The 22,591-nt window shown below is 64.1% G+C and carries 15 protein-coding genes; 8 read left to right on the forward strand and 7 right to left on the reverse strand.

Annotation, left to right across the window (positions count from 1 at the left end):
* Window positions 1-390: 390 nt before the first annotated feature.
* Together L8K25_RS14105 and L8K25_RS14110 are read right to left on the reverse strand one after the other, a co-directional pair.
* Window positions 391-4,782 carry a hypothetical protein gene (locus L8K25_RS14105; RefSeq protein WP_242139626.1) on the reverse strand — a complete coding sequence of 1,464 codons (4,392 nt, stop codon included), beginning with the start codon at window positions 4,780-4,782 and terminating at the stop codon, window positions 391-393.
* 549 nt (window positions 4,783-5,331) lie between these two features.
* Entirely contained in the window at window positions 5,332-6,651 is a 1,320-nt protein-coding gene (locus tag L8K25_RS14110; RefSeq protein ID WP_242139627.1) for a hypothetical protein, read from the reverse strand.
* 350 nt (window positions 6,652-7,001) lie between these two features.
* Here L8K25_RS14110 and L8K25_RS14115 point away from each other — a divergent pair, with 350 nt between their 5' ends.
* Window positions 7,002-8,384, forward strand: coding sequence for a HEPN domain-containing protein (locus tag L8K25_RS14115; protein ID WP_242139628.1), 1,383 nt, complete (start codon window positions 7,002-7,004; stop codon window positions 8,382-8,384).
* A gap of 45 nt (window positions 8,385-8,429) precedes the next feature.
* On the opposite strand, the gene L8K25_RS14120 is transcribed toward L8K25_RS14115, so the two are convergent.
* Both L8K25_RS14120 and L8K25_RS14125 read right to left on the reverse strand, forming a co-directional pair.
* Window positions 8,430-10,238, reverse strand: coding sequence for a hypothetical protein (locus L8K25_RS14120; protein WP_242139629.1), 1,809 nt, complete (start codon window positions 10,236-10,238; stop codon window positions 8,430-8,432).
* Complete coding sequence (locus L8K25_RS14125) at window positions 10,235-11,887, reverse strand: VPA1262 family N-terminal domain-containing protein (protein ID WP_242139630.1); 1,653 nt, start codon at window positions 11,885-11,887, stop codon at window positions 10,235-10,237. The genes L8K25_RS14120 and L8K25_RS14125 overlap by 4 nt, the downstream gene beginning before the upstream one ends.
* Before the next feature lie 236 nt (window positions 11,888-12,123).
* On the opposite strand from L8K25_RS14125, the gene L8K25_RS14130 reads away from it, so the two are divergent.
* Window positions 12,124-13,155, forward strand: coding sequence for a hypothetical protein (locus L8K25_RS14130; protein WP_242139631.1), 1,032 nt, complete (start codon window positions 12,124-12,126; stop codon window positions 13,153-13,155).
* Between the two features lie 107 nt (window positions 13,156-13,262).
* Here the strand turns inward: L8K25_RS14130 and L8K25_RS14135 are convergent, their stop codons facing one another.
* Window positions 13,263-13,487 (reverse strand): AlpA family phage regulatory protein, encoded by a 225-nt coding sequence (locus L8K25_RS14135; protein ID WP_242139632.1) that lies wholly within the window; start codon window positions 13,485-13,487, stop codon window positions 13,263-13,265.
* A 531-nt stretch (window positions 13,488-14,018) separates the two neighbouring features.
* On the opposite strand from L8K25_RS14135, the gene L8K25_RS14140 reads away from it, so the two are divergent.
* The 4 genes from L8K25_RS14140 (at window position 14,019) to L8K25_RS14155 (ending at window position 18,417) form a co-directional block, all read left to right on the forward strand.
* Window positions 14,019-15,749 (forward strand): ParB/RepB/Spo0J family partition protein, encoded by a 1,731-nt coding sequence (locus L8K25_RS14140; protein WP_242139633.1) that lies wholly within the window; start codon window positions 14,019-14,021, stop codon window positions 15,747-15,749.
* Window positions 15,750-15,824: 75 nt separating this feature from the next.
* On the forward strand, window positions 15,825-16,169 hold the full coding sequence (locus L8K25_RS14145; protein ID WP_242139634.1) for a sigma-70 region 4 domain-containing protein: 345 nt from the start codon (window positions 15,825-15,827) through the stop codon (window positions 16,167-16,169).
* A gap of 71 nt (window positions 16,170-16,240) precedes the next feature.
* Complete coding sequence (locus tag L8K25_RS14150) at window positions 16,241-17,164, forward strand: HEPN domain-containing protein (protein ID WP_242139635.1); 924 nt, start codon at window positions 16,241-16,243, stop codon at window positions 17,162-17,164.
* 131 nt (window positions 17,165-17,295) lie between these two features.
* Window positions 17,296-18,417, forward strand: coding sequence for a hypothetical protein (locus tag L8K25_RS14155; protein ID WP_242139636.1), 1,122 nt, complete (start codon window positions 17,296-17,298; stop codon window positions 18,415-18,417).
* On the opposite strand, the gene L8K25_RS22815 is transcribed toward L8K25_RS14155, so the two are convergent.
* Window positions 18,414-18,656 (reverse strand): conjugal transfer protein TraD, encoded by a 243-nt coding sequence (locus L8K25_RS22815; RefSeq protein ID WP_242139637.1) that lies wholly within the window; start codon window positions 18,654-18,656, stop codon window positions 18,414-18,416. The two genes, L8K25_RS14155 and L8K25_RS22815, sit on opposite strands and share 4 nt — an antisense overlap.
* A 16-nt stretch (window positions 18,657-18,672) precedes the next feature.
* The gene (locus L8K25_RS14165) at window positions 18,673-18,999 is read right to left on the reverse strand and encodes a conjugal transfer protein TraD (protein WP_242139914.1); all 327 of its coding nucleotides are present in this window, start codon (window positions 18,997-18,999) and stop codon (window positions 18,673-18,675) included.
* Between the two features lie 172 nt (window positions 19,000-19,171).
* On the opposite strand from L8K25_RS14165, the gene traA reads away from it, so the two are divergent.
* Complete coding sequence (gene traA / locus L8K25_RS14170) at window positions 19,172-21,997, forward strand: Ti-type conjugative transfer relaxase TraA (RefSeq protein WP_242139638.1); 2,826 nt, start codon at window positions 19,172-19,174, stop codon at window positions 21,995-21,997.
* A 9-nt stretch (window positions 21,998-22,006) separates the two neighbouring features.
* Window positions 22,007-22,591: a DUF6118 family protein gene (locus L8K25_RS14175; RefSeq protein ID WP_242139639.1), complete on the forward strand. Its 585-nt coding sequence runs from the start codon at window positions 22,007-22,009 to the stop codon at window positions 22,589-22,591.

Raw genomic sequence — 22,591 nt, forward strand, 5'->3', positions numbered from 1 at the left:
TGAAAATGGTGCGCTTACAGGACTCGACACTTCCTTCTAATGAATTGATTTATAACGATGTTCTTTTAGGGTCCCGCGCCGTGGTCCATGCAAGGTCCACCCTCAAAAACTCGGACTCGAACCCTCGCCGAACCGCTCGAAAGTCGAGTGATTCGTCGGTCAACACCGACCTTCTATTGTTCAATTTTCGGCCTGTTCGCAAACGCCCGTTCGCGCTTGGCTTGCCGCTCGCCGAACGTGGAGACTGCCGGTCTGCATCGCACCCTATAGTTGACCGTTCAGCTGGGCTAGGTACGGCCCCGGAAGCTGCCGTTTATTCATCTCGCCGCGGAGGTCTGATGGTGGGGGCATATGTCGATCATGCGACCGTTGCTTCAGAGCCTCTTGGCATCAACGCCAAGGTGCCTGTTCCAGCTTGGGCACCTTATCGAATGCAAGGCGGTCTTTCGAAGGCTTGTCTATCTCGTTCAGCCGCCTGTTGAGCTGCGGAACGTTGAGCGACCAATGGTCCTGTGCGCGCTCGCTCATAGTTGTGCGCGCAGCATCTATCATGGATGTCGCCCACCGTGGACACGCGCGGCCCGCGGTCAGCCGGAACAGCTCGAACGCCGCAAAGGCCTCGATCGTGTCGCCGGACGAACAGAAGCGCGATAGCCAGACTTTGGCATGCCCATTTGCGCGGTAGCGGCCGAGCGCCGCGTCGCGCACCTCGGCGAGCCAGCGCGGGAGGGGCTGCGGGAGGATCACCGTCGTCCAAAGCGCTTCCGCCTCAGGCGTGTTATCGAGTTCACCCGCCAGCACCAGCGCCTTGGCATGCTCAAACACCGTCTTCCCGAACAGCCCGGAAATGCCGGCAATGAGCCAGTCCGCCTCGCCCCGTCGCTGAAGAACGGCTGCGATATCGAAGAGGGTGTTGTCCACATTGGCGATCGCCAGCGCTTCCTGGCGAAGCGCGTCGCTGACCGGGTTGCCCTCGACGTCGAACGGCAAAACGATGACATCGTCCGATTTCAGGTTCGAGTTGGTCATGCTCTTCACCAGGCTGCGCCAGACCGTCGCTCCGGTAGCGCTACCCGCGTTGATCAGCGCCCGCATCAGCTCGATCGTCGCCCGTTCCGGGCTCAGGATCATATCGCCGTGAGAGATCGAGGCGCCGTCCAGCGCCGGCTGAAGCCACGATTCCGCTTCCTCCCGCCGTTCGGCAACGAGCCGCACGTACGAAGGACGATCGTGCATGGCGTATCCGAAACCGTGGGTCTCGCCAGCGGGAACCAACTCGCGCGTCACCCGCCTTTTCACGTTGCGCGCAAAAGCGTCGGCATAATCGGCCTGGTCCGGCCACTCACGCGACAGATAGCCCCATGTGACCGTGAGGATGCGGCCCGGCCGATCCTCACCCGCGACCGGCTCGGCCTTGGCCAGCGCGACACTCCCCCGAAAGGCATCTTCACCTTCACGCCCGGTCGCCGACCAGCCGGTGTCCCGGAGCATATTGGCGAGGGTGGCGTCGGGAGCCTGAGCAGCGACACGGCTGGCGCCGGCCCGGACATCGGCACTGTCGTGCGTGAAGAGCGCCGCCACCGGCGCGAAGCCCGGCGGCATGTCTGTGAGGTCCGAATACTCCAGCAGCCCGAGCCAGCCCGTGATGACCTTCGGATCCTGATTTGGTTCAAGGAGGGCGGGATACAGCGCGAACTCGTCCGCTCCCGGCTTTTTGAGGAAGTCCGTCGCGTCCTGCGGCCAGAGCGGCCCACCAGACATTGTCTGAAACGCCGCATATTGTTCACCGACCGAAGCCTCGCCGAGCGCCAGCACGACGAGGTCGACGTTCATGCGGGTGCCGGCGGTGTTCGCGGCCAGCAGGCTCGCTTCATACGCGGACCGGATGCCGTGCCTAGTAGCCGCGTCATGCACGAGCCACGTGGCTTCCAGACCGTGCAGGATCGCGCTCAGGCCACGCCCGGCGCTCGAGATCGTGTCGGTTCGGCGGAGATACTGCGCGAGCAAGTCCGGCACCCAGCGGGCGAGAATCGTACGCACGGAGTCGCGCAAATCGAAGTCTCGGTCCTGATCGTTCGCCACCACATGGTCGAAAGCAGCGCGGATCACCGCGATGCTGTCCGGGTGAAGCTCCGCGCTCGGATCCTCGGCAAGCGCCACAAGCTCGCGAGAGTTCCGGAAGATCTGCTCGCCCCAGTGCGGCCCCTCCTGCGACACCCCCGGCGTCCACCGAGTGATGCCGCCTGCACCTGTATCCAGTGTGCCGGAATGACCAATCCGGAATGTATCGCCCGGCGGACCGGGTTGCGCAGCGGGATCAAATGAAGACAGGCTCTCGAGCAAGAGGTCCGCTGCCGCTCCCGCCTCGGGATGCGGTATTGCCGCTATGCCGCGCGCCACCGAGATCAGCGCTGGCTCCGCCTCGTGAGGGTCGACCGTGTTCGCGCGCAGGAGCCACTCGAACTGCTCGACATGATAATGCACCCGGCGCGTGAGGGTCATCGCGACCGCATAAGCGCCGAGTGCCGCGGCGAAAGGTGCGCGCGGCAGATACGAGATGGCGCTCAGCGTAGAACTGGCAACGCTTACCCAATCATTGTCGGCACCCGGCTCGATCAGCACGAGCTCCGGCGTATCGGCGTGGACCGCATTCCAGGCTTCGACGCGCGTGCGGACAGCCGCGGCGCCGATCTCATCCGGGGGATCGCCGCCATTCATCGCGTCGCGCCATCCGAAGGTTTCCGAGAGCCAAGCCGTCGCGCGCGCGACGAACGCCGCCAGCACGGTCGGATAGGCTTCAGCGGCGTTCACGAGGCCGGCGAGGTGGACATTGCGATCGTCGTGCACGCGCTGGCGGTCGCGCCACACCCGTTCCGTGCGATCGAGAAAGAAACTCGGCTCTTCCTGGATGACGCGGGCGTACCGTTTCAACTCGTCATCGTTGAAATTGTCACTGACAAGCCAGGTGTCGAGGAGCGTGTCGCGCGCGACGACAGTCGATAACGGCCAGACCGTCGCAAAACTCGCGGCGATGCCGACAATCGTGATGCCCAGTTCGAGTCCACGCAGATCATCGAGAAAGGCTTCGATCCGTGCAGCGATCTCGGGTGCGGTCGTATCGCCCTGCACCGCACGCGCAAGGGCGAGCCCGATGGCGACCGGCGCCAGGTCGGGATTGACCTTGAGCTTGTTAGGTTCGCCCGGGATCGGCGCAAACCAGATGCCGCTGACGATCTCGCTGATTGCGGCATCGGACGTTACCCCGCCACTCTCCGCGGTCAGCGCTTCGCGAACATTGCGGCGCAGAACCGTGATGTCCGGGCTCGCGGACCCACGAATATCATTGCCGATCGACGCGATCAGATTGCGCATCTCGTCGTCGCCCAGGTCGGGGTATATCCGGTCGCGAAAGTCCTCATAGATCAGCCGCTCCGGCGTGATGTCGCCGCTGCGCCCAAGCTTCTCCCAGTGACGCAGCGCCAACGTGCAGAGGCGCGGCACCTTCAGGAGACGGACGAGGCGATCATCCAAGGCTGCCCGCGAAAGTCCGGCGCGGCCGAGGATTTCGTCGAGTTCAGCGTCGCTGAAGTGTCCGATCGCCTGTTCGGCGCAGGGAACGCCCGCCGACCCGATCCCGGAGCCTATGCGCCGCCAATGATCCTGGCGGTCGGTCAACACCACGCTGACCGCATCCTTCCAAGGCGGCTCCGAAAGCTCCGCCAGCAGGATTGACCAATCCTGCGCTTCGAACCGCTCGTTCAAGCCATCGAGGATCAGGATGAGGCGCGTCTCCGAAGCGCCGGCACACCAGCGCGCGGCGCGCTTCGCCCACCAGGTCGGATCGCGCGTGCGAAATATGGCGAACAGCGCTTTGCCGATCACGGCGTCCGGGGTCGCCTCGCTCACGCTTCTGGCCGGAACGATGAGGGTGAGGGGCAGGGGATTGTCAGCACGTTCCCGGTCGAGCCACCAGCCAAGCGCTGCCCAGGTCTTGCCCATGCCCTCGGTGCCAAGGAGCGCCAAAGTCGGACGGGGGGCCGCGCCATTCCACCAGTCGGTGATGGCTTTGCGCACCACAGGACGGTCGATCCGAACGATGTTGGGGTCGGCAAGATTTGTATAGCGGCCAATCCGCGCCGAGGCCGCCGTCATGCTCGCCATGTTCGCACGGATCCTGTCCGCCATGACCTGCCGCGCGTTGGCATAGCCGAGCTCTGGCTCCCGAAGGTTGGACTCGAGCTCGGCGCGCTGGACGGGATAGCTGCTGTGGTCCCGGACCGCCTGCAGAACACCGAGGACGGTTGGCGTCGCCAGCGCGTAGCTTTCGACGATATCCGGATGGGCCGCGCACATCACCAACAGACCCGGCAGCACCTCCGGCGACTCCGGCCAATCGAGAATAAGCACTTCGACACCAAGGTCCTGCCCGGTAGCCTGAAGTGACCCCCGATCCGGCTCCTTGATCTCGCGGCTTGCGACGAGGATCCAGAGATCCAGATCGGCATGGGTCGCTGCAGCGTCGCGCAGCTTGCTCTTGATCTCGTCGAGCGGAAGCTTGGTTTCCATTCCGTAGCGCTTGGTCTCGACGCCAATGACCGTGGCGTGCCGGTCGTCGCCAGTCCTCCCGTCGATGCCGCCTTGTGGACCGGACTTCGCGACGGTTACGCGCCGGCCGGTGGTGCGCGACAGCAGATCGCGCACGAAATTCTCGAAACTGCCGACGCCGCTCGCGGGAATGTTGCGCAGCAAGTCAAGCAGTTCGTCAGCATCGACACCGCCCAATGTCAGTATCGTCGCCAAACTCTGCCCCCTCAAACCATCCTGTGTCGCTGGACCCGCCGTGGCTCAAGCCCAACCCCGCCCCCGAAACTCTTCGAGACCATTTCGACTCTTGGCAAGACCGTCTTTTGCGCCAGTCGGGCCGCCGCGGATCGCAGCGCGCGATCTACCGCCAAATCGGTTAAATCGGGCCTTGTCGATCGCCCCCGTATCACCCAGCATGTGACTGCCGGTTGGCTTCGGCCAGGTTCTTGAGACGGCGCTTGGGGAGCCGGCACCATTAAAAGGCGCGACGTTGGCCTTAGATGGTTTAAACCGACCTGATCGTTGCTTCCGGAAGCTCCTCTGGAGACGGTCCCGGCGCAAGCCGATCGCAGAGCCGACTCGTTGTGGTGCAGTATGATTATCGGTCAGGGCGATACAATTCCGGCGTGTGGCGCGAGGAGCTGGAGGGTGTGATCGTTACCAACCTCGCGCTATCGCCCAGCCGTTAGCTTTACGCCCTTGCGCGACGTCCGGGCGAGCTGATCAATCGGCTCCAGATTTAAGTTTTTAGTCGCGCCGCGTTCCATCGTTGCGAAACCGCGCAAGCGCACCGTCGTCATCGCCGATCGCGGCAAGGATGAGCTCTCGCGTTGGCGGCGCAGCGCGCACGCCCATCGCATCGAGATCGATGAGGTCGCCAAGCAGCGTTTCCTTTTGCGCAACTGCAGCGACCAGGCGATCGGTTATGACGCCGCGCATGTTTCCCGCAGTTACCCGGACCTCGACGCTTGCAGCACCGCTGGTTCGATCCAGGATTTCGAGAACTGGCGTGAGGGTCTGGCTGCGCCCGTGCCGGAAATCCTCGCAACGATACTCGACCTGGACGGACGAATCCTCCGAGAGCTCGACTCCAAAACTCGTGCGATCGCGCCGCGCGAGCTGCTGCGCAAGTGTCGGTATATTGGCTAGCAAATCCCGCTCAGTGGAAGGAGGCGGCGGCCCGAAGAGATCGACGAAGAAAGGCTTCGCATGCAGCGCCGCATTCCCTGACTGCACCTCGACGGTCACATGTTGCGCCGCTAGCGCGCCGATATTCTCGATCACGATCTCAAGCGGGTAGGATGAGAATTGCCGGCTTGCCCCGAGGTTCAAGGCGGGAATGTCGCGCTGCCGCATCTCGCGTTCGTACACGTCATACTCTTCGTCGTAACGCGAATTCACGTTCAGCCCGGGAAGCCCGTACACACCGCCGGCCCTCTGACGCCTATGCTTCGCGAGCACGGACCTCGCCACCGTTTCGATGAGCTCGGCGGGAACAGCGGCGATTTTGTGAAACGTAAGCGGCTCAGCATCCAAGGCCCGGATCGTCACGCGCAACTTCGGCTCGGTGGTCTCCAACAGCTGTAGGCGCTGCTGGAGTTCGGCGAGACGGCGATCGGCAGTCGACGGCTCGGTTTCGAGCAGCCATGACTCTGCCGGTTTGACCGTGCGCAGCCCGTGCCGTTTTGCAGCAGCGCGCGGTCTACTGTCGAAGCTCATCACCTCGAGCCGCGTCGGATCGTCGACCAGCGCGTGCAGCGCCTGCGCCACGATACGATCGTCGCCACTGTCGGGCTCAAGATCGTCTAGCCCGGACCAGTCGATCTGGCGAGAGGGCACATAGGCGATATCGACTCGGACGGGGAGCTTCAGGATGGGCGATGGCGCGCCCGTTTCGATCGACGGATCGAGCTGGCGATTCAAGATGCGGGCGCGCTCCCCGAGGCGGCCATCGCGCTTTCGCGCATCAACCTCCACGCTGACCTGAGGAAGGATCAACAACAGGATCGGGCCAGCCGAAAGCGACGACCAGTCGAGTTGGTCGAGCGGACGCGCTTCGAGGATCATCTGCGTGTCGAGCGCAAAGACGCGGTCATAGCCATCTGTCGGCAGACGATCAGTCATCACGCGCCTTCCGCTCTGGAGGTCGAGGACCGCCGTTCACGCTACCGCCGATACGCCCGCGCCTGAAGCATGCCAAGCCGACGGTGAAACGCCTTCGCCGGCCCAGCACGCTGAGACCAGGTTTGTGACTGAAGGGTTTTGATGCTTTCGACACGCGTTCGGCTATGCACCGCTGTTTGCTCCCGTGCAGTCTTGGCCTGATGGCCGTGCCGACCGAAAACCGTTCCCCTTACAGTGCCGCACGCATCGCGCCGCGCAGTTGATCCTCCTTCGCACGATCTCTAGGCCACGCCATGGCCGAGGCGACCAACATCGCGGATGCGCGCATCCTGTTCAACGCGGTAGCCCGCGAGCGCGCAGACTTTCTGCGCGGTATCCGCCGCGGCATGGATGGCTGGTTCAAGACGATCAACGGACCGCCCGACATGGGCATGTTCCACACCGGCGACGATGGGTGGGAAGCGCTTGGGCGGCTCACCCAGGCAGCCATGTTCGAAGGCAAGATCGCAGCGCGCGCCGACCGCGGCGCCGTCCAGAACATCCTCGGCACGATTTTCGTCCGCAAGTTTCTGTCCGAAGCCCTGCCGATCGACCAGCGCAACGTAGCACGGGCGCTCAGCGAGACAGTGAAGACCGCCAAACAGCTATTCCGGTCGCTGACGCACTTCATCCCCTGCCAGCTGACCAGCGATCCCGAACCGGTCGGACTCAGCCTCGGCCGCATCCGCTTTCTCAGCCGGCGCGAGGCAAAAGCCGTGGTGCGGGAGTTGTTGCGCGCCGAGCGCGCCGCGAACCCCGACCTGCCTGCCGCCGACCGGGCGCATCTGCTGCGCGCTATACAGTATCACAAGGGATATCGCTGGTTCGTGCAGGTGCCCGTCGCGGACTGCGCGCCGAAGCGCTCGGAAGCAATCGCCGAACTCGCGGCGACCTCCGCGCTGGATTTCCTGCAGGTCATCATCGGCGCACGCAATTCGGAGCGCATGACGATCGACGCCCGACCGCATCTCTACGAGCAAACCGCATCGATCCAGCGGGATGACGGTTCGGGTCGGTTCAGCATCTCGACCGGATGGGCCCTCAAGGGGCAAGGTCTGTCGAAGGGCTGGACTACCGAGTTTCTCGAAGGCGAGGAAGCGTTTGCGTTCGACCAGGCCGGGGCGATCCTGGAATCCCGGCTCGATCCCGACCTCGACCGCCCCCTGTCGCAGCGCCTGCTCGACGCCGCGCAGTGGTTCGGCGAAGCGGTGCGAGACCGCTCCCCGAGTACGCGGCTCGTCAAATATGTGACCGCGCTCGAGCGCCTAACCTTGACCCGCAAGGAACGTACAGACGGTGCCCCTGATCGGATCGCTGACCTGGTGTCGAGCCGGATCGCGGCGATGACGACCGGCCTGATTCCGGACCGGACGTTCGCGCAGAACAAGGCCGCCTTCAAACGCCTGTACACGACCCGCTCCGAGCTCGTGCATGGCGGAATCTCGCCGCTCGATCCCAAAGTCCCCGACGCCGTGCGCGACGCCAATGATTACTGCGAATACGCGATCGGCCGGGCGCTGCACATGTGGGACCGCAGCGCGTTTCTGGATCCCGCGCTACCGCTCGCAAGCCTTGAGGACTGGTTCAACAGGCTTGTCGCCTGGCAAAGCGGTGAAACCGGCGATGCCGGTTCGTAGCCGTCGGAATCGACATCGGCTGCGGGATCAGCATCGGACCCGGGATCATAACCGCGCGGTGAATGCCAGCAAATCGGCGCGCTGGTCTTTCCCGAGTTGTGCGTTTGTGCCGCGTCGGTCGTCTTGGGCAACGCCCGCCGCGATAGCGGCCGCAAGGCTCTCCGCACCCACACGCCGTCCGATGCCGAGCGCGGTCTCACCACGCATCGCGCTTCTCGCCGCAAGCCAGAGCGCCGCATGATCCGGGGTAGGCGCCAGTTGGTCCCTCATGAAATGCGCAAGCGCGTCAGCGTCGAGCAGGTCTCGGTCCGCCATCGCCGCGCCGATCTGCACCAGCGCCTGGCAAATCGGGGCCAGCGGCCCCAGCAGCGTTGTGCCCCGCGGGTCGGTGAGTTGCGTCTCGAACACCGCCTCGGCGAGGCGCGTCCAGAACGGCGCGAGGAGACCCGGGCGCTCTCCGCACGCATTGAGACCACGCAGGGCCCAGATCAGCGAAGGATAAGCCGGGTTGGTCTCGTCGCGATACGGGTCGAACCGCAGCCGTTCCCGCGCAGGATAGGTTGCCAGCCACAGGCTCTCGAACCAGGCTTCGGGCGAAGGCACGGCGGACAGAACACGCCCTATCAGATCCGCTTCCGCTCCTGTATTCGCCAGAGCGGCCATGCGGCCAGTGTCGGTAACGAGGCCGTCCTTAATGGCTTGCGCCAGATGCCCGGCAGCGGCTTCCGCGCCCGCATGCAGCTCGACAATGACGGCCTCGGCCAGCACGCGATCGACCTGCCAGAGAGGCTCTTCGGCCATTGCCCATGCCTGCAAAGCCCCTCCAAGGGGTTCAATCCGACCGGCCAGTCGCGCAGTAGTTCCAGTTGTATAGCGTTGCTGCGCAGCGGTATCCGAGTTCGCGCGGCTGGCGCGGCGCGACGGCCGTCGCCAGAACAGCTGCTGCAACCACGACCGCGCAATCCAGGCCCCGTCGCCGCGGGCAAGCACGGCGGCGAGATAGCGATCCTGAATAGTCTCCGCGGCAACCGCATCGCCCGCTTCAAGTGCGCTTTCCAGTGCTCCGATTAGGCCGAACAGCAGCACCGGACCGAGCGGGGTGCCTTCCTTCGAGAAGACGCGCGGGGATGTCGCAAAAAGACGTTCGATCTGGTCAGACGCAAGGTGGCCGAGGTGCGCCGCCGCGGCATGCTGAAAGCTCGGCGGAAACGCCGACATCATCTCGAGATAGTCCTGCGGCCGGAGGATGGCGGCTGCATGATGCGCCCAGCCGTCCCCGATCATGACATCATACGGGCCCGGCCATAGGTCGCGCGTGCCGATCGGCGCATCGGCGCGCGCCTCAGAGAGTTGCCGGAGACGGGCATAGGGCCCGGCCTGCAGGAGCATCGCCATCCGCGCCTGCAAGGCAAGCAGTAGCATGTCCCCGTTCGAATTGCCTTGGCCACCGACAAGTGCGGCGGTGAAAGCGGCGTTGGTGTCGCCACTGAGTGTGAGCAGATCCTCGACAAGTCCGAAATAGCTATGCACGAGGTCAGCGGTCACCGAGGCAAGTGCGAGGTGAGCCGCCAACCAGCGGATCGGGGCTTTGACGGCAATCGTGTGGACGACGTCGTCGCGCGCGGCCGCAATCGTCTTTCCCCAGTTCGCCAGCCCATGCTCCGTCAGGCGCGCCGCGAGCAATGCATTTGTGTCCTCGGCGGCGAGGAGGCGTGAAAGCTCGGAAGGCTGGCCGGCCCGCAGGCGTTCCCGCAGCCAAACTCCGACGCAGTTGAGCGCGCCCGGACCGTCGGCCGGCGCTTCAAGCAAAAGCCCACCCGGGCGTTTCTCCAGAGCGTCTTCGTCGTTGGTCATGGCTGTTCGCCCGGAGTCCCAACGCCCGCGTCGGCGGGCCGGGCCTCTGTCGCGCGTTGACGCTGTGCCCACCAATGCTCGAACGGCGTCGCCTCGGCGAAGACATCCGCCAGGATCGCGCGGATTTCCGCGGGCTTCGCGACCTGCGTCATCAAGCTGAGCTCGCCTTGGCCGATCTGGTTGAAGGAATGGCCGCAGTGCCAGACGTCGTCGTCGATCTGCAGAAACCGGTCGTGCGACCGCCGCCCGGTGGAAACGCGAATATCGATGATCCCGAACCCCTGCGCAGGATCGCGCATTGCCGCGATTTGCCGTAGGAGCGCGTCCCCGATCGACTCGCTGCCGTTGAGCTCGTCCTTCTCGTTCGACTCCTTCTTCGCGTTGCGAGGGCGCGGATTGATCAGCGCCAGGATCGCGACCCCTTCGAACTGCGCCGCCATCGCGAATTCTTGCAAATCCTCAGCATCGAAATAGGGATCGACGAACAGAATCCGATCGCGAGCATGACCGATCAACCGGCGAATATGGTCCACCGCGCTGGCGCGGTCGTTTTCGAGGATGTGCGATGTCCGTGGGTCATCGGCGCGTCCCGCCGGCAGCAAGCCACCAGTGCGCTCGCCCTGACGGTCCTGCAGATGCTCGACCTGACGCAGGGGCGTCAACGGCGGCGCTGGCGGACCGGCGTTCTTGTCGTGGAGGCTGATGACGAGCGGTGCACTGGCGGCCGCACGCTTCGGGGGTTGTACAATGCGCCGCTTGACCGCCGTCGCAGACTGCGACCAAACCCCGCGCATGAACCAGCCTGGATCATCCTGATCGAGTAATCCGCGGCGCGCGCATACAATTTCGTGGCGTGCGGACGGCACTTGCGACGGTGCGGTGCCACACAGGCGTCCAAGCGCATCCGGTGAACCATCGAGCCGCCACCCGGCGACGCCGGCGCGGAATTCCTCGATGGTGAAGCGAAGCGTCGACAGGTCGACACCGCGCCTCGGCGTGCCCCGTAGCTCCACCGTCTCGCCGACGCTATCGCGGTCGCCAAGGACCAGGCTGCAGTTCCGAAGCAAGGGGTTCGGCGCGATCAGCACGGCCGCGCCGAGCCACGCGTCATAGCCGAGGAGGTCGAAGTGCAGCTGATCCTGGAGCCAAGCGCGAGCACGGATTGATGCGGCGACCGTCGCGGACGTATCTCGGAGCATCGCCACGGGATCAGCCAATGCCGCCATCGGCACGAGCCGGTGAAGCCTCGGCCGCCCGTGCCAGTGCGGCGCAAAGGGAAGGGGCGTTGACGGGAGCGTGAACCGGCCAAGCGGCGGCTCGGCCCCGAGGGAACCGGGTGCGATGGCGAATGCCTGTCCCGGTATACGGCCAGCAACTTCCGACAGGGATGCGTACCAGGCAAGCGCGTCGGCGAGGGGCAAGACGCTTCGCCCGACGATCAGGCGCGCAGAGCCGAAATTCTGGAAGGTCCCATCCTCAGGGGGCGGGGACATCTCGGCGGGGAGAAGCTCCACCGAGGCGAACAAAAGATGGTTCGTCCCGGCATTCACGAGCGTCGCCAACCGCACCACGCCGAAATCGTAGTCCCCCGCGACGATTGTCGGCCAGGTCTCGACAGGCGCGGGCGCTGGAGCGAGGCTTTCGATCATCTCGTCTGCCTAAAGCGTGTCGATGGGCGTCGCCAGCCCCGGGAGCGGCGGCGTGGGATTGCCCCGCGCACGCTGATATCGCGTACAGCGCAGGTGCCGGGCATCGCTATGGGACGTTCCGGAGTGCTGCAGGGAATCGACGACGCCGCAAGTTTCGGTATCACAGCGTCGATGCCTTTGCTCTCGATCCTCTCGGCGCCGCCGCCGCCTTTACCCTCGGGATGGAACATCGCGCTGTGGCGGCGCTGATCGGTGCCGCAAGCGCACTCCTCGTCTCGCTCATAAAGGACTGGTTCCTGGAGATCCGCAAGGAGCGGCGCGCCGTCCGCCGAACCGAGACCGAGATCTACGACCAGTATCTCGCACCGCTCTGCGAGGCCTGCGCCAAGATCGTTTGGCGGAGCCACGAGATTTTCATCGACGAACGGCACGCGTTTCTCAAGACATCGACGCTACCGCTCGGCTTCAACAGCTACAAGCGGACCAGCACACTTTACCGCGTCGCCACGCTGGTCGGCTGGATCCGCGGCATGGACCGCGAGCTCAGCGCGCTCTCGCGCCGCAATCCTGCACGGTCCCCCGCCATTGCCGCCGCCGTCACGGCCTTCGGCACGGCGCTCGCTGAAGGCGCGTCCGTTGAACAGGAACGGCTCGTGCGGCTCTGCGACATCTGGTCGCTCGACGTCTCGCTCCTCACGGATCCGGCGCGCGCGAAACTCGCCATGCGCGTCGAGATCAAGGCGCACGAACTGGCAGGCATTGCCGCTGCGGCGGATCTCGCCGCGGTCGCCGATCTCGGGCCAGACCGGCAGGTGACTTTATGCCTGGGCTTGTCCACGTTCGTAGCCGCCGCGCTCAATTGTCCGCCACCGCCGGTCGAGCTGGTGGCATCGTCGGTGCGCGATGTGCTCGACAGCCTCGTCTTCCGGGAAGCCCTGATCTACCGCGACTGGCAGGATGCGCTTGGTGATGCGATGATCGAGCGCGATGAAGCCTCCGCACGGCGCTTCCGCATTATCGGCTACGCAGCGTTCGAGACCCTGCTCCAGAAGCTCGAAACACCGTGGATGACGGTCCTCGCGGCGAGCATCGAAGATATCGATCTCGATCAGCCTGATCCGAAAGACTTTCGGACCCACCAGCTGAAACGGCTCTCGCGCGCTGCTGCCGCCATCCTCGTGGCCGCATCAAGGCACCCGGACGCGCCCGTCGCGCCAGCAGCGCTGAAAGCTGCCAAGGACCTTTTGAGCGCCCTGCCGGACACCTGAAGTAGCAACATTCAATAGACGGTTTTCGCACGTCAGCCGACGGTGGCTCTCAGCATCCACCAGCCGACGGTGAAAATGAGCTCAATCAATCGGGCGTTGTTCTTAGACTAGCCGGCCGATGCTGAATTCTCGTGATCGTCGATATGATAGAAAATCGGGTTGCGCAGCCACTCGTTGATGGCCGACTCTCGCCACCCGGCGCAGCGTTCGCTGATCTTAATGCTGCTGGGAAACGTACCATTCTGCATTTTACGGTACATCGTTGAGCGACTGAGCCCGGTGCGGGCAAGAACGCTCTTGATGCGAATCATTCGATCTGGGGTATCAGTCATATCGAGCAGCTCCTGAATATCATGCGCTCTAATCGCTCCCTCCAAACCGATCTGAGACTGCTGTGAGTGGTGCACAAGAGTGCCGAAAACAGTGCCAAGTGTTGAAAAACGCCGAATAAAGCCGCAGCACGCCAAACAGCGCTGGGAGTGCAAAAAATAAATTTTACGAAAAGAGCAGTGCGTCTCCCCGTCTGCGTCGGGGCCGCGCTCTATTCCGCTGACGCTCCACCGAGCCGCCATGCGACTCGGCCCATTCGGGTGACGATCGCATGACGCGGATGCCGGCTCTTTTGAATTCGGCATATGGTCGGCGCGGGTTCCCCGCGCCGGCGTTGCGCGCCGCGGCGCGGCTTGGCGGGGTCGGCGTCGCTTCCCTCTAGTCCCGCCGCAGCGGGCCGCAACCGGCTGCGCCGGTCCTACTCTTCGTTCCGGCCCTGCGGGTGCTGCCCGGCGCTCAAGCGGGACTGCCGGTCCGCTCCTGCCGCCGACCCCGCCATTCCGGCCGGGCTGCGGTGTGAAGGAGTAAGGACGATGGAACTCAAGCATATCGAACTCGCTAACCTTGCCGTCTCGGGCCTCAACATGCGCGGCAAGGGCAAGGCGGACATTGCCAACATCCTGCCATCGGTACGCGCACGCGGGGTGCTGGTGCCACTGATCGTGAGGGCGAACGGAACGCCAGACACCTATGAGATCGTGGCGGGCAAACGGCGCTATCAGGCGGCGCTGACGGTCGCGGAAGAAACCGGCGAACAGGAGGCACTACCCTGCGCGGTGATCGCAGCGGGCGACGATGCGTCGGCGCTGGAAGCATCGCTGATCGAAAACGTCGCGCGGCTGGACCCTGACGAGGTCACGCGCTGGGAGAGCTTCACCCGACTGGTCCGCGAGGGCCGCAAGCCCGAGCAGATCGCGGCCACGTTCGGCCTGACCGAGTTGCAGGTCAAACGCACGCTAGCGCTCGGCAACCTGCTCCCGCGTATCCGCAACCTTTATCGGCGCGGCGAGATCGACGCGGCGACGGTGCGGCATCTGACCCTGATATCGAAGGCGCAGCAGCAGGCATGGTTTGCGCTGTTCGACACGCCCGGCGGCAATTGCCCGACCGGATCGCAGTTGAAGGCATGGGCATTCGGCGGCGCGTCGATCCCGGTCAGCGCAGCGCTGTTCGACGTAAACGGCTATTCCGGCGGCATCGTGTCCGATCTTTTCGGCGAGGATCGTTACTTCACCGATGCGGCCGCGTTCTGGGTCGCGCAGAACGAGGCAGTCGAGGCGCGGGCCGAAGCGTACCGTGAGGTGGGATGGTCCGAGGTCGTCGTGCTCGGTCAAAGCGAGTATTTCCAAAGTTGGGAGCATGAGCGTTGCCCGAAGCGCAAGGGCGGGCGCGTCTATATCGCGGTCAGTCCACGCGGCGATGTCGCGTTTCACGAAGGCTATGTCACCCTCAAGGAAGCGCGCAAGCTCGCCAAGGGCGAGGGCATCGACACGCCGAAACGGCCCGAGATCACCAGCGGCCAGCAGGACTATGTCGATCTGCACCGCCATGCCGCCGTGCGGGCGAAGATGGTCGATCAGCCCGGCATCGCGTTGCGGGTCGCAGTCGCGCACATGATCGCCGGTTCGCCGCTCTGGACCGTTCGAGTGGAACAGCAGCGCGCAGCCGATGCGGTTGTCGAGAGCGTCGAAAGCAGCCTGTCCGAAGCGATGTTCGATGCCCGCCGCCGCAAGCTACTCACGGTGCTGGGGCTCGATCCTGAAATGCCGGTGATCGCCGGTAATGACAGTGAGGGTCTGTCCGCTCTGTTCCTCCGGCTGGTGGCGCTCGACGAGGGTACTGTGCTCGACATCCTCTCGGTCGTGATGGGCGAGACCCTCCACGCTCACAGCGATATCGTCGATACGCTGGGCGGGCACCTCGGCATCAACATGGCCGAGGTCTCGCAGTGCGACGACGCCCTGCTGCGTGGGGTCCGAGACCGTGAGGTGCTGCACGAAATGCTGCGCGAGGTGGCGGGCGACATGGTGGCCGACGCGAACGTCAAAGTGACCGGCATGGTCAAGCGCCAGATCATCCGCGACTATCTCGCGGGCGCAGGCGGACGCTCGAAGGTCGAAAGCTGGGTGCCGCGCTGGCTGCGGTTTCCGGCATCCGCCTACACCGATCGCGGTGGTGTCGGCAGCGTCGAGCGTAGCGCAAGCATCCCGACGATGGCCGATCAGTCCGAGCCCGCCTGCGACCCGATCCGCATCGCGGCGTGACCGCTGGCCGGTGGCGGCAGCGTCGTCACAGGCCTCCCATCCATTTGCCACGACCTTCATGTTGGGAGACCGAGCATGAATGATCCCAAAGACCCCGATCTGGCCGCGCGCTCCAAGATCGCCTTCGACTGCACGATTGCCAGTCAGTCCGGATCGATAGAACCGCCCGCTCCGGAGCGAATTGCCTGTATCGAGCGCGCCCTGCTCGCACTGCCGAGGATCACCCGCGAAATCTTCCTCGCGCACCGCCTCGATCACTACAGCTACGAGAAAATGGCGAAGATCACCGGCCTCAGCGTGCGACAGGTCGAGCGCCAGATCGCCAAGGCAGTCAGCCAGATCGATCGCTACGTATGTGGTGACGAACGCACCGCGTGGCAGCGCTGGCGGGACGCGCACCTGCCGCGCTGGTTGCGCTGATCGACCACGGCCTCGCCCGGCAATCGCCGGGCGAGGTTGGCGCGCCGCCGTCCTCTCGATAGAAAGATACCGTGAAGTCCGATCTCGATCATCTGCCACCGGCGAAGCAGCGCGAACTGGAACGCGTGGTGCAAATTCTCTTCGAGGAATTTGCCGACGCAACCGCGATAGCGACTTCGGCATGGAAGAAGCAGGCGCGGATACAGAAAGTCATTCTGTACGGCAGCTATGCGCGGGGCGGCTGGGTCGACGAGCCGCACACTGCCAAGGGCTATCAGTCGGACTTCGATCTGCTCGTGATCGTCAATCATGAAAAGCTCACCGACCGCGTCGAGTTCTGGTCGAGTGCCGAAGATCGGCTCAATCGGGAACTGGCGATCACGAAGACGCTGCGAACGCCCGTCAATTTCATCGTACACACGCTGAGCGAAGTGACCACCGGCCTCAACCAAGGCCGCTATTTCTTCATGGACGTCGTCCGCGACGGCATCGCGCTCTATCAGACCGACGATACCGATTTTGTCGAACCCAAACCCAAGACGCCTGATCAGGCGCTGGCGATGGCACGAGAATATTATGAGGAGTGGTTTCCCAGTGCGAACAAGCGCTTCGACGGCGCCAAATTCCATATCGGTCAAGGCAACCTAAAAGACGCGGCCTTCGATCTTCACCAGACGGCCGAGCGTTACTACCATTGCGTACTTCTGGTCTGCACTTTCTACACGCCGCACGTCCATAATCTCGGCTTCCTGCGAACACAGGCCGAACGGCTGGACCTTCGTCTCGTTCATGTTTGGCCGCGTGTGCTCAAGTACGAACGCGCCCGGTTCGAGAAACTCAAGGAAGCCTACGTCAAGGCACGCTATTCCCGGCACTTCCGGATCACGGAGGAGGAACTCGCGTGGCTGGCAGACCGAGTTGAAGAACTCGGACAGGCGGTCGAAACGATCTGTGCCGAGCGGATCGCGGTTTTGGAACGCGCTACCGCCGCCTGAAACAATTCCGTGCAAACACGGGGCTCGCAGAAATAACGGAGAGCCGAACGGTCGTCTGCGTGACGGCCCGAGAACAATGGCGGCTTCCCGTCCCAACCGATATAGTTCATCGACAGGGATAGGGGGAGTCGATGACATCACGCTTCCGAGGCGAGCTTACCGTGGTACCGCCGGTTCGCATCGCCGTCAGACGAACGGGTCTTGAAACGACAATCGACTGGAACTCCCGAGGCGCTGATCGAGGCCTCTCCAATGTTGGATTCGGCGTGATAGGTGATCCTCGTCGCGCGGGACCTTTACCAACCGAGCGATATCTCATTCCCGGCACTCGGATCGATTTCGGCGGCGGCAACGTCGCCACGATGACGTCGAGCGGCCTTAGCCAGTTTAAAGAACTGCTGCTTGCGACGCAGGCCCGCGAACGAGAGATACGCGCCGACGTCAAGAAAGCGCGCATGCAGCACGCGATCTCGTGGACGGCGCGAGCCTTGGCATGGACGAGCCTCGTTTCGGTCGTATCGAAATCCGTCCGGACCAAAGCTACGCAGGCCGTCGCGCTGCGTAAAAACGAGATATCCACGCTGCGCGATAATCTCGCCGCCTCGCGAATATCCATCAGCTTCGATATGGAAACGGCTGTAGCTGGGCCTCATCTTCGCATGCTCAGCGCATTCGACGGCCTCGCGACATCGCAAGGATCATGGGTCCTGAAAATGTCCCAGCAGATCGATCGAGTCCGGGCGAGGAGCATGTCGAACGGAGTCGTCGACCGTCAGTCGACGCGCCTCGCGCGAAATTCCGATCCGCTCGTGGACACAGCAGACTGTCCCTTGGCACTGCCGGTGCAAAACGGTCGATCAACAGCATATTTCTATCCAGGATTCGTGCTCGTAATTGACGCGGGCCGGTCTGACTTTGCGCTGATCGACCTCAGGGAACTCGACGTCAGTTACTCGGGCGTACAGTTTACCGAGACGGAGCGGACGCCGGGTGACGCCAGACTAGTCGGCAAAGTGTGGGCAAAATCGAATAAGAACGGTACGCGCGATCGTCGTTTCAAAGATAATCGTGAATTGCCGGTCATGCTCTATGGCGAGATGAGTCTCAGAGCATCGGGCGGCTTCAACGAAGCCTTCATGTTCAGTCGAAATGAGGATTGCCAAGCTTTCGTTCGCGCGATTCAAGAGTTAAAGCGCACGCTTGCCAGCACGCCGACAACACGCGTTCCCGACAATCCGAAGGCACTGACTTAACGGCTGTCGGCCTCGCCGGAGCCAGACAGACCCTCCGCATCTTGCGCAAACGCCCGCTTGCCCCGTCGTCGCCATAGCGTCAGCGAATCCTCGCGCTCGTCGCTGCGCAATCGTGCGGCCGCTTCCGTCAGCAGTGCGAAGATCACAGCGCGATCGTCATCAGTGAGATCGATCAACCCCGCCTTGGCGATCAGACCGCCAAGCTCGATCAACTGCCGGGTTCGCTCCCGCCGCTTCACCTGCCAGTCTCGCCCATCATGACGGGCGCGGGTCAGCAGCAGGCGGTTGCGCGTCGCTGTTGTCCGCCGCGCCGCCGCTCGCGTCGCGATCAGCGCTGTTAGAAGTGCCGCGCGCCGTCCGCTGAAAGAACGCAGCGCCGCTTTTGCGCCACGCCTCCTTCGTCGCGGCGTCCTTCGATTGCGCGGCAGCGAGCAAGGCGCCAGCCAGCATCTCGACCGGCAACGCATCGGCTCCGGTAGCGACCGCAAGCTCGCCCAATTGGACGAGTTTGCGGTCGCGGAGAACTTTGGCCTTGTCGCCAAGCGCCTTCAGTTCGGCATCGAAATCGCGGGGTTTTCGCATCGGTTTATTCTCGTGTTGATCGTCAAGGGCCAACCAGTTATCGGTGTTGTCGATCAGCGACAACGCACTGAAATGTCATGGGACTTCGTCGTCCCGAGACAGATGAAATCTTTCGAGGGCGCGCTTATACGTCGTGCCGACGTGCTGCTTCAGGTGTAAGTGGATTGCCGTCATGGCGATCTACCATTTCTCGGCCAAGGTTATTTCCCGCGCGTCCGGGTCGAGCGCCGTGGCCGCTGCCGCCTACCGCTCGGCGTCACGGTTGCACGATGACCGGATCGAGCGGGATCACGACTTCTCGAACAAGGCTGGCGTCGTCCACTCCGAGGTGATGCTCTCGGATGGCGCGCCCGAGGAGTTCGGTGACCGCCAGAAACTCTGGAACGCCGTCGAGGCGGCGGAGAAGCGCGTCGACGCCCAGCTCGCCCGCGAGATCGAGTTCGCGATCCCGCGCGAGATGAGCCGAGAACAGGGCATTACGCTCGCGCGCGACTTCGTGCGCGACGAGTTTGTATCGCGCGGCATGATCGCCGATCTCAACGTGCATTGGGATATCGGTGCCGATGGGCTGGCGAAGCCGCACGCGCATGTGATGCTCACCATGCGCGAGGTCGGCGAGGACGGGTTCGGTCCGAAGAACCGCGACTGGAACCGTACCGACCTGTTGGAGACATGGCGCCAGCGCTGGGGCGAGCACGTCAACCAGCGCCTTGCCGAACTCGGTATCGACGCGCGGGTCGATCACCGATCGCTGGAAGCACAGGGCATCGATCTCGAGCCGCAGCACAAGATCGGACCCGCAGCGTCGCGGATGGAGCGCCAAGGCCTGGAGTCCGAGCGGCTCGTCGAGCATCACGCCATCGCGCGCGCCAATGGCGAAAAGCTGCTCGCCAATCCTGCGCTGGCGCTTGACGCGATCACGCACGGGCAGGCGACGTTCACGACCCGCGACCTCGCGATGTTCGTGCACCGCCACAGCGACGGCAAGGATCAGTTCGACCGCGTGATGGCGGCGGTGAAGGCCGCACCCGAGCTGGTCGCGCTCGGCAAGGATGGGCGCGGCGAACAGCGGTTCACCAGCCGCGCGATGATCGACACCGAGCAGCGGCTCGAACGCGCCACTGGCATCATGGCGAACCGGAGCCATCACATCGTAGCCGATCGTCACCGCGACCTCGCGCTCGGTCGTGCATCGCTGCGCGGGATGCGCCTATCGCCCGAGCAACGTTCGGCGTTCGAGCAGGTCACTGAGGCCAAGGGCTTGGGCATCGTCGTCGGCTATGCCGGCACCGGCAAGTCGGCGATGCTCGGCGTGGCATGCGAGGCGTGGGAGAGCGCGGGCTATTCCGTTCAAGGCATTGCGCTGTCCGGCATCGCCGCCGAAAATCTCGAAAGCGGTTCGGGCATCGCGTCACGCACGATCGCGAGCCTGGAGCATCAATGGTCGCAGGGTCGCGACCTGCTGAGCAGCCGCGATGTGCTGGTGATCGACGAGGCCGGGATGATCGGGACGCGCCAGATTGAACGCGTCGTATCCGAAGCCGCGAAGCGCGGCGCCAAGGTCGTGCTGGTCGGCGATCCCGAGCAGCTGCAGGCGATCGAGGCCGGTGCCGCATTCCGTGCGACTGCCGAGCGGCACGGCAGCGTTGAGATCACCCAGATCCGCCGTCAGCGCGAAGACTGGCAGCGTAGTGCTACGCGGCAGCTTGCGACCGGCCGCACCGCTGAGGCGATTGCTGCGTATCAGGATGGCGGCCACATCCATATCGCCGACACGCACGAACAGGCGCGCGGCAACTTGGTCGATCGCTGGGATCGCGACCGGCAGGCCGCACCGTCCGCCAGCCGGATCATCCTCACCCACACCAATGACGAGGTGCGCGCGATCAACATCGCCGCGCGCGAGCGGCTGCACGCGAGTGGAGACCTCGGCGACGATGTCGCCGTGCAGGCGGAACGCGGGCCGCGTCAGTTTGCGACCGGCGACCGGGTGATATTCCTCAAGAATGAGCGCAGTCTTGGCGTGAAGAACGGCACGCTCGGCACCGCGCGGTTCGTCAGCCAAGCGCGCATGGCGGTGATGCTGGACGATGGCCGATCGGTGGCGTTCGACATCAAGGACTATAACCAGATCGATCACGGCTATGCCGCGACCGTGCATAAGTCGCAGGGCGTGACCGTTGACCGCGTCCATGTGCTGGCGACACCGGGGCTCGATCGTCACGCTGCTTATGTTGCGCTGTCACGCCATCGCGATCGTGTCGATCTGCATTACGGCCGCGACGACTTTGCCGATCAGGGCAGACTGGTGCGTGCGCTCTCGCGTGAGCGCGGCAAGGATATGGCGTTCGATTATCAGCGGGCACCGGAGCTCATTCGGGGAGCGCCTGCGCCTGCGCGAAATCCTTTTGCCGGAGTTCGCATCGCACCCGCGGTCGCGCCTGTGCCCCAAACACGCACGAATCCGCTGGACAAGGCGGTCGAGCGCTATGCGCGCGCCGCCGCCGACATTCTGCGAATGCGACGCGCCGGTCTTGATGAGCTGCCGCACCAGAAGGTGGCCTTCACCGAGGCCGGAAAAGCGCTCGACGTGCTGCGTCCCGATGCCGCGCGCGATCTGCGGCACGCGCTCAACGCCGATCCGACGCTGATCGGCCAGGCCGCGACCGGCAAGACCGCCGCTGCTATTCGCGCGATGGCATTGGAGGCGGAAATGCGGGTCGGCGCGGTGCAACGCGCCGACCAGTTCGTCGCCGACTGGCAGCGGAATGCTCGCCTCCTGCAGCGGCTCAGCCGCGATGGCGAATACGACAAGGCCGACCACGTCCAGCGGGGCATGGTCGATATGGCAAAGAGCCTCCATCGCGACCCGCAACTCGAGTCGTTGCTCCGAAATCGCGTCCGCGAGCTTGGAATCCGCACTTCGGGCGGGGCATCTTTGTCCCACGATCTCCAGCAGAGTCCCGCCCTCTCGCGTGGTCGCGGACTGGGGCGTTAGACTGTTTGCATGACAGATGATCAGCCAGAATTCGCCGCAGTCGAAGACATCATCCGCGCCCTGGAAGCGCTGCGCAGCGAGGGCAGCCTCACCCGCTTAGCGGTCGAGGGTCTAACCGCCGCGCGCGAACGTATACCCGATTACAGCCCAACGCTGGGGCAGATCTCTCAGGATTTAAAGGTTGCGACCGGCGGCATCGGGCAGATTCTCGAAAGTCCGGCTTTGCGGCTGTCGCCCGCGATCTTGGCGGTCGAAATGGTCAAAGCGAGCACCGAGGTCCGGGCCGAGGACCGTAAGCTGCTGGCCGATGCGCGTGACGCGCTGTCGCGGTCGATCGGCCGGATCGATGCGATTGTCGAGCGCGGTCAGGCAGTCAATGCTCAGTGGAGGCAGCTTGGCTGGGCCGCCACGGCGGGCGCGATTGTCGGCATCCTTATGATGGCGGTTTTGCCGGGCGCCGTTGCTCGGTCGCTACCGGCTAGCTGGCATGTTCCGGAATGGATGGCGGCTCGGACTATCGGGCTCGATCAGCGGCGAGCGGGTGAGCGGATGATTATGACCGCACCGAGTAGTCGTCCCGCGCAGCAGTACTGA

This window comes from Sphingomonas sp. TREG-RG-20F-R18-01, assembly GCF_022662475.1.
Lineage (GTDB): Bacteria > Pseudomonadota > Alphaproteobacteria > Sphingomonadales > Sphingomonadaceae > Sphingomonas.

Bases quoted from the DNA above. Each gene is read 5' to 3' on its own strand.
- L8K25_RS14110 (WP_242139627.1), bottom strand. From the start codon at position 6,651: ATGATCCTCGAAGCGCGTCCGCTCGACCAACTCGACTGGTCGTCGCTT.
- L8K25_RS14115 (WP_242139628.1), top strand. From the start codon at position 7,002: ATGGCCGAGGCGACCAACATCGCGGATGCGCGCATCCTGTTCAACGCG.
- L8K25_RS14120 (WP_242139629.1), bottom strand. From the start codon at position 10,238: ATGACCAACGACGAAGACGCTCTGGAGAAACGCCCGGGTGGGCTTTTG.
- L8K25_RS14125 (WP_242139630.1), bottom strand. From the start codon at position 11,887: ATGATCGAAAGCCTCGCTCCAGCGCCCGCGCCTGTCGAGACCTGGCCG.
- L8K25_RS14135 (WP_242139632.1), bottom strand. From the start codon at position 13,487: ATGACTGATACCCCAGATCGAATGATTCGCATCAAGAGCGTTCTTGCC.
- L8K25_RS14140 (WP_242139633.1), top strand. From the start codon at position 14,019: ATGGAACTCAAGCATATCGAACTCGCTAACCTTGCCGTCTCGGGCCTC.
- L8K25_RS14145 (WP_242139634.1), top strand. From the start codon at position 15,825: ATGAATGATCCCAAAGACCCCGATCTGGCCGCGCGCTCCAAGATCGCC.
- L8K25_RS14155 (WP_242139636.1), top strand. From the start codon at position 17,296: ATGACATCACGCTTCCGAGGCGAGCTTACCGTGGTACCGCCGGTTCGC.
- L8K25_RS14165 (WP_242139914.1), bottom strand. From the start codon at position 18,999: ATGCGAAAACCCCGCGATTTCGATGCCGAACTGAAGGCGCTTGGCGAC.
- traA (WP_242139638.1), top strand. From the start codon at position 19,172: ATGGCGATCTACCATTTCTCGGCCAAGGTTATTTCCCGCGCGTCCGGG.
- L8K25_RS14175 (WP_242139639.1), top strand. From the start codon at position 22,007: ATGACAGATGATCAGCCAGAATTCGCCGCAGTCGAAGACATCATCCGC.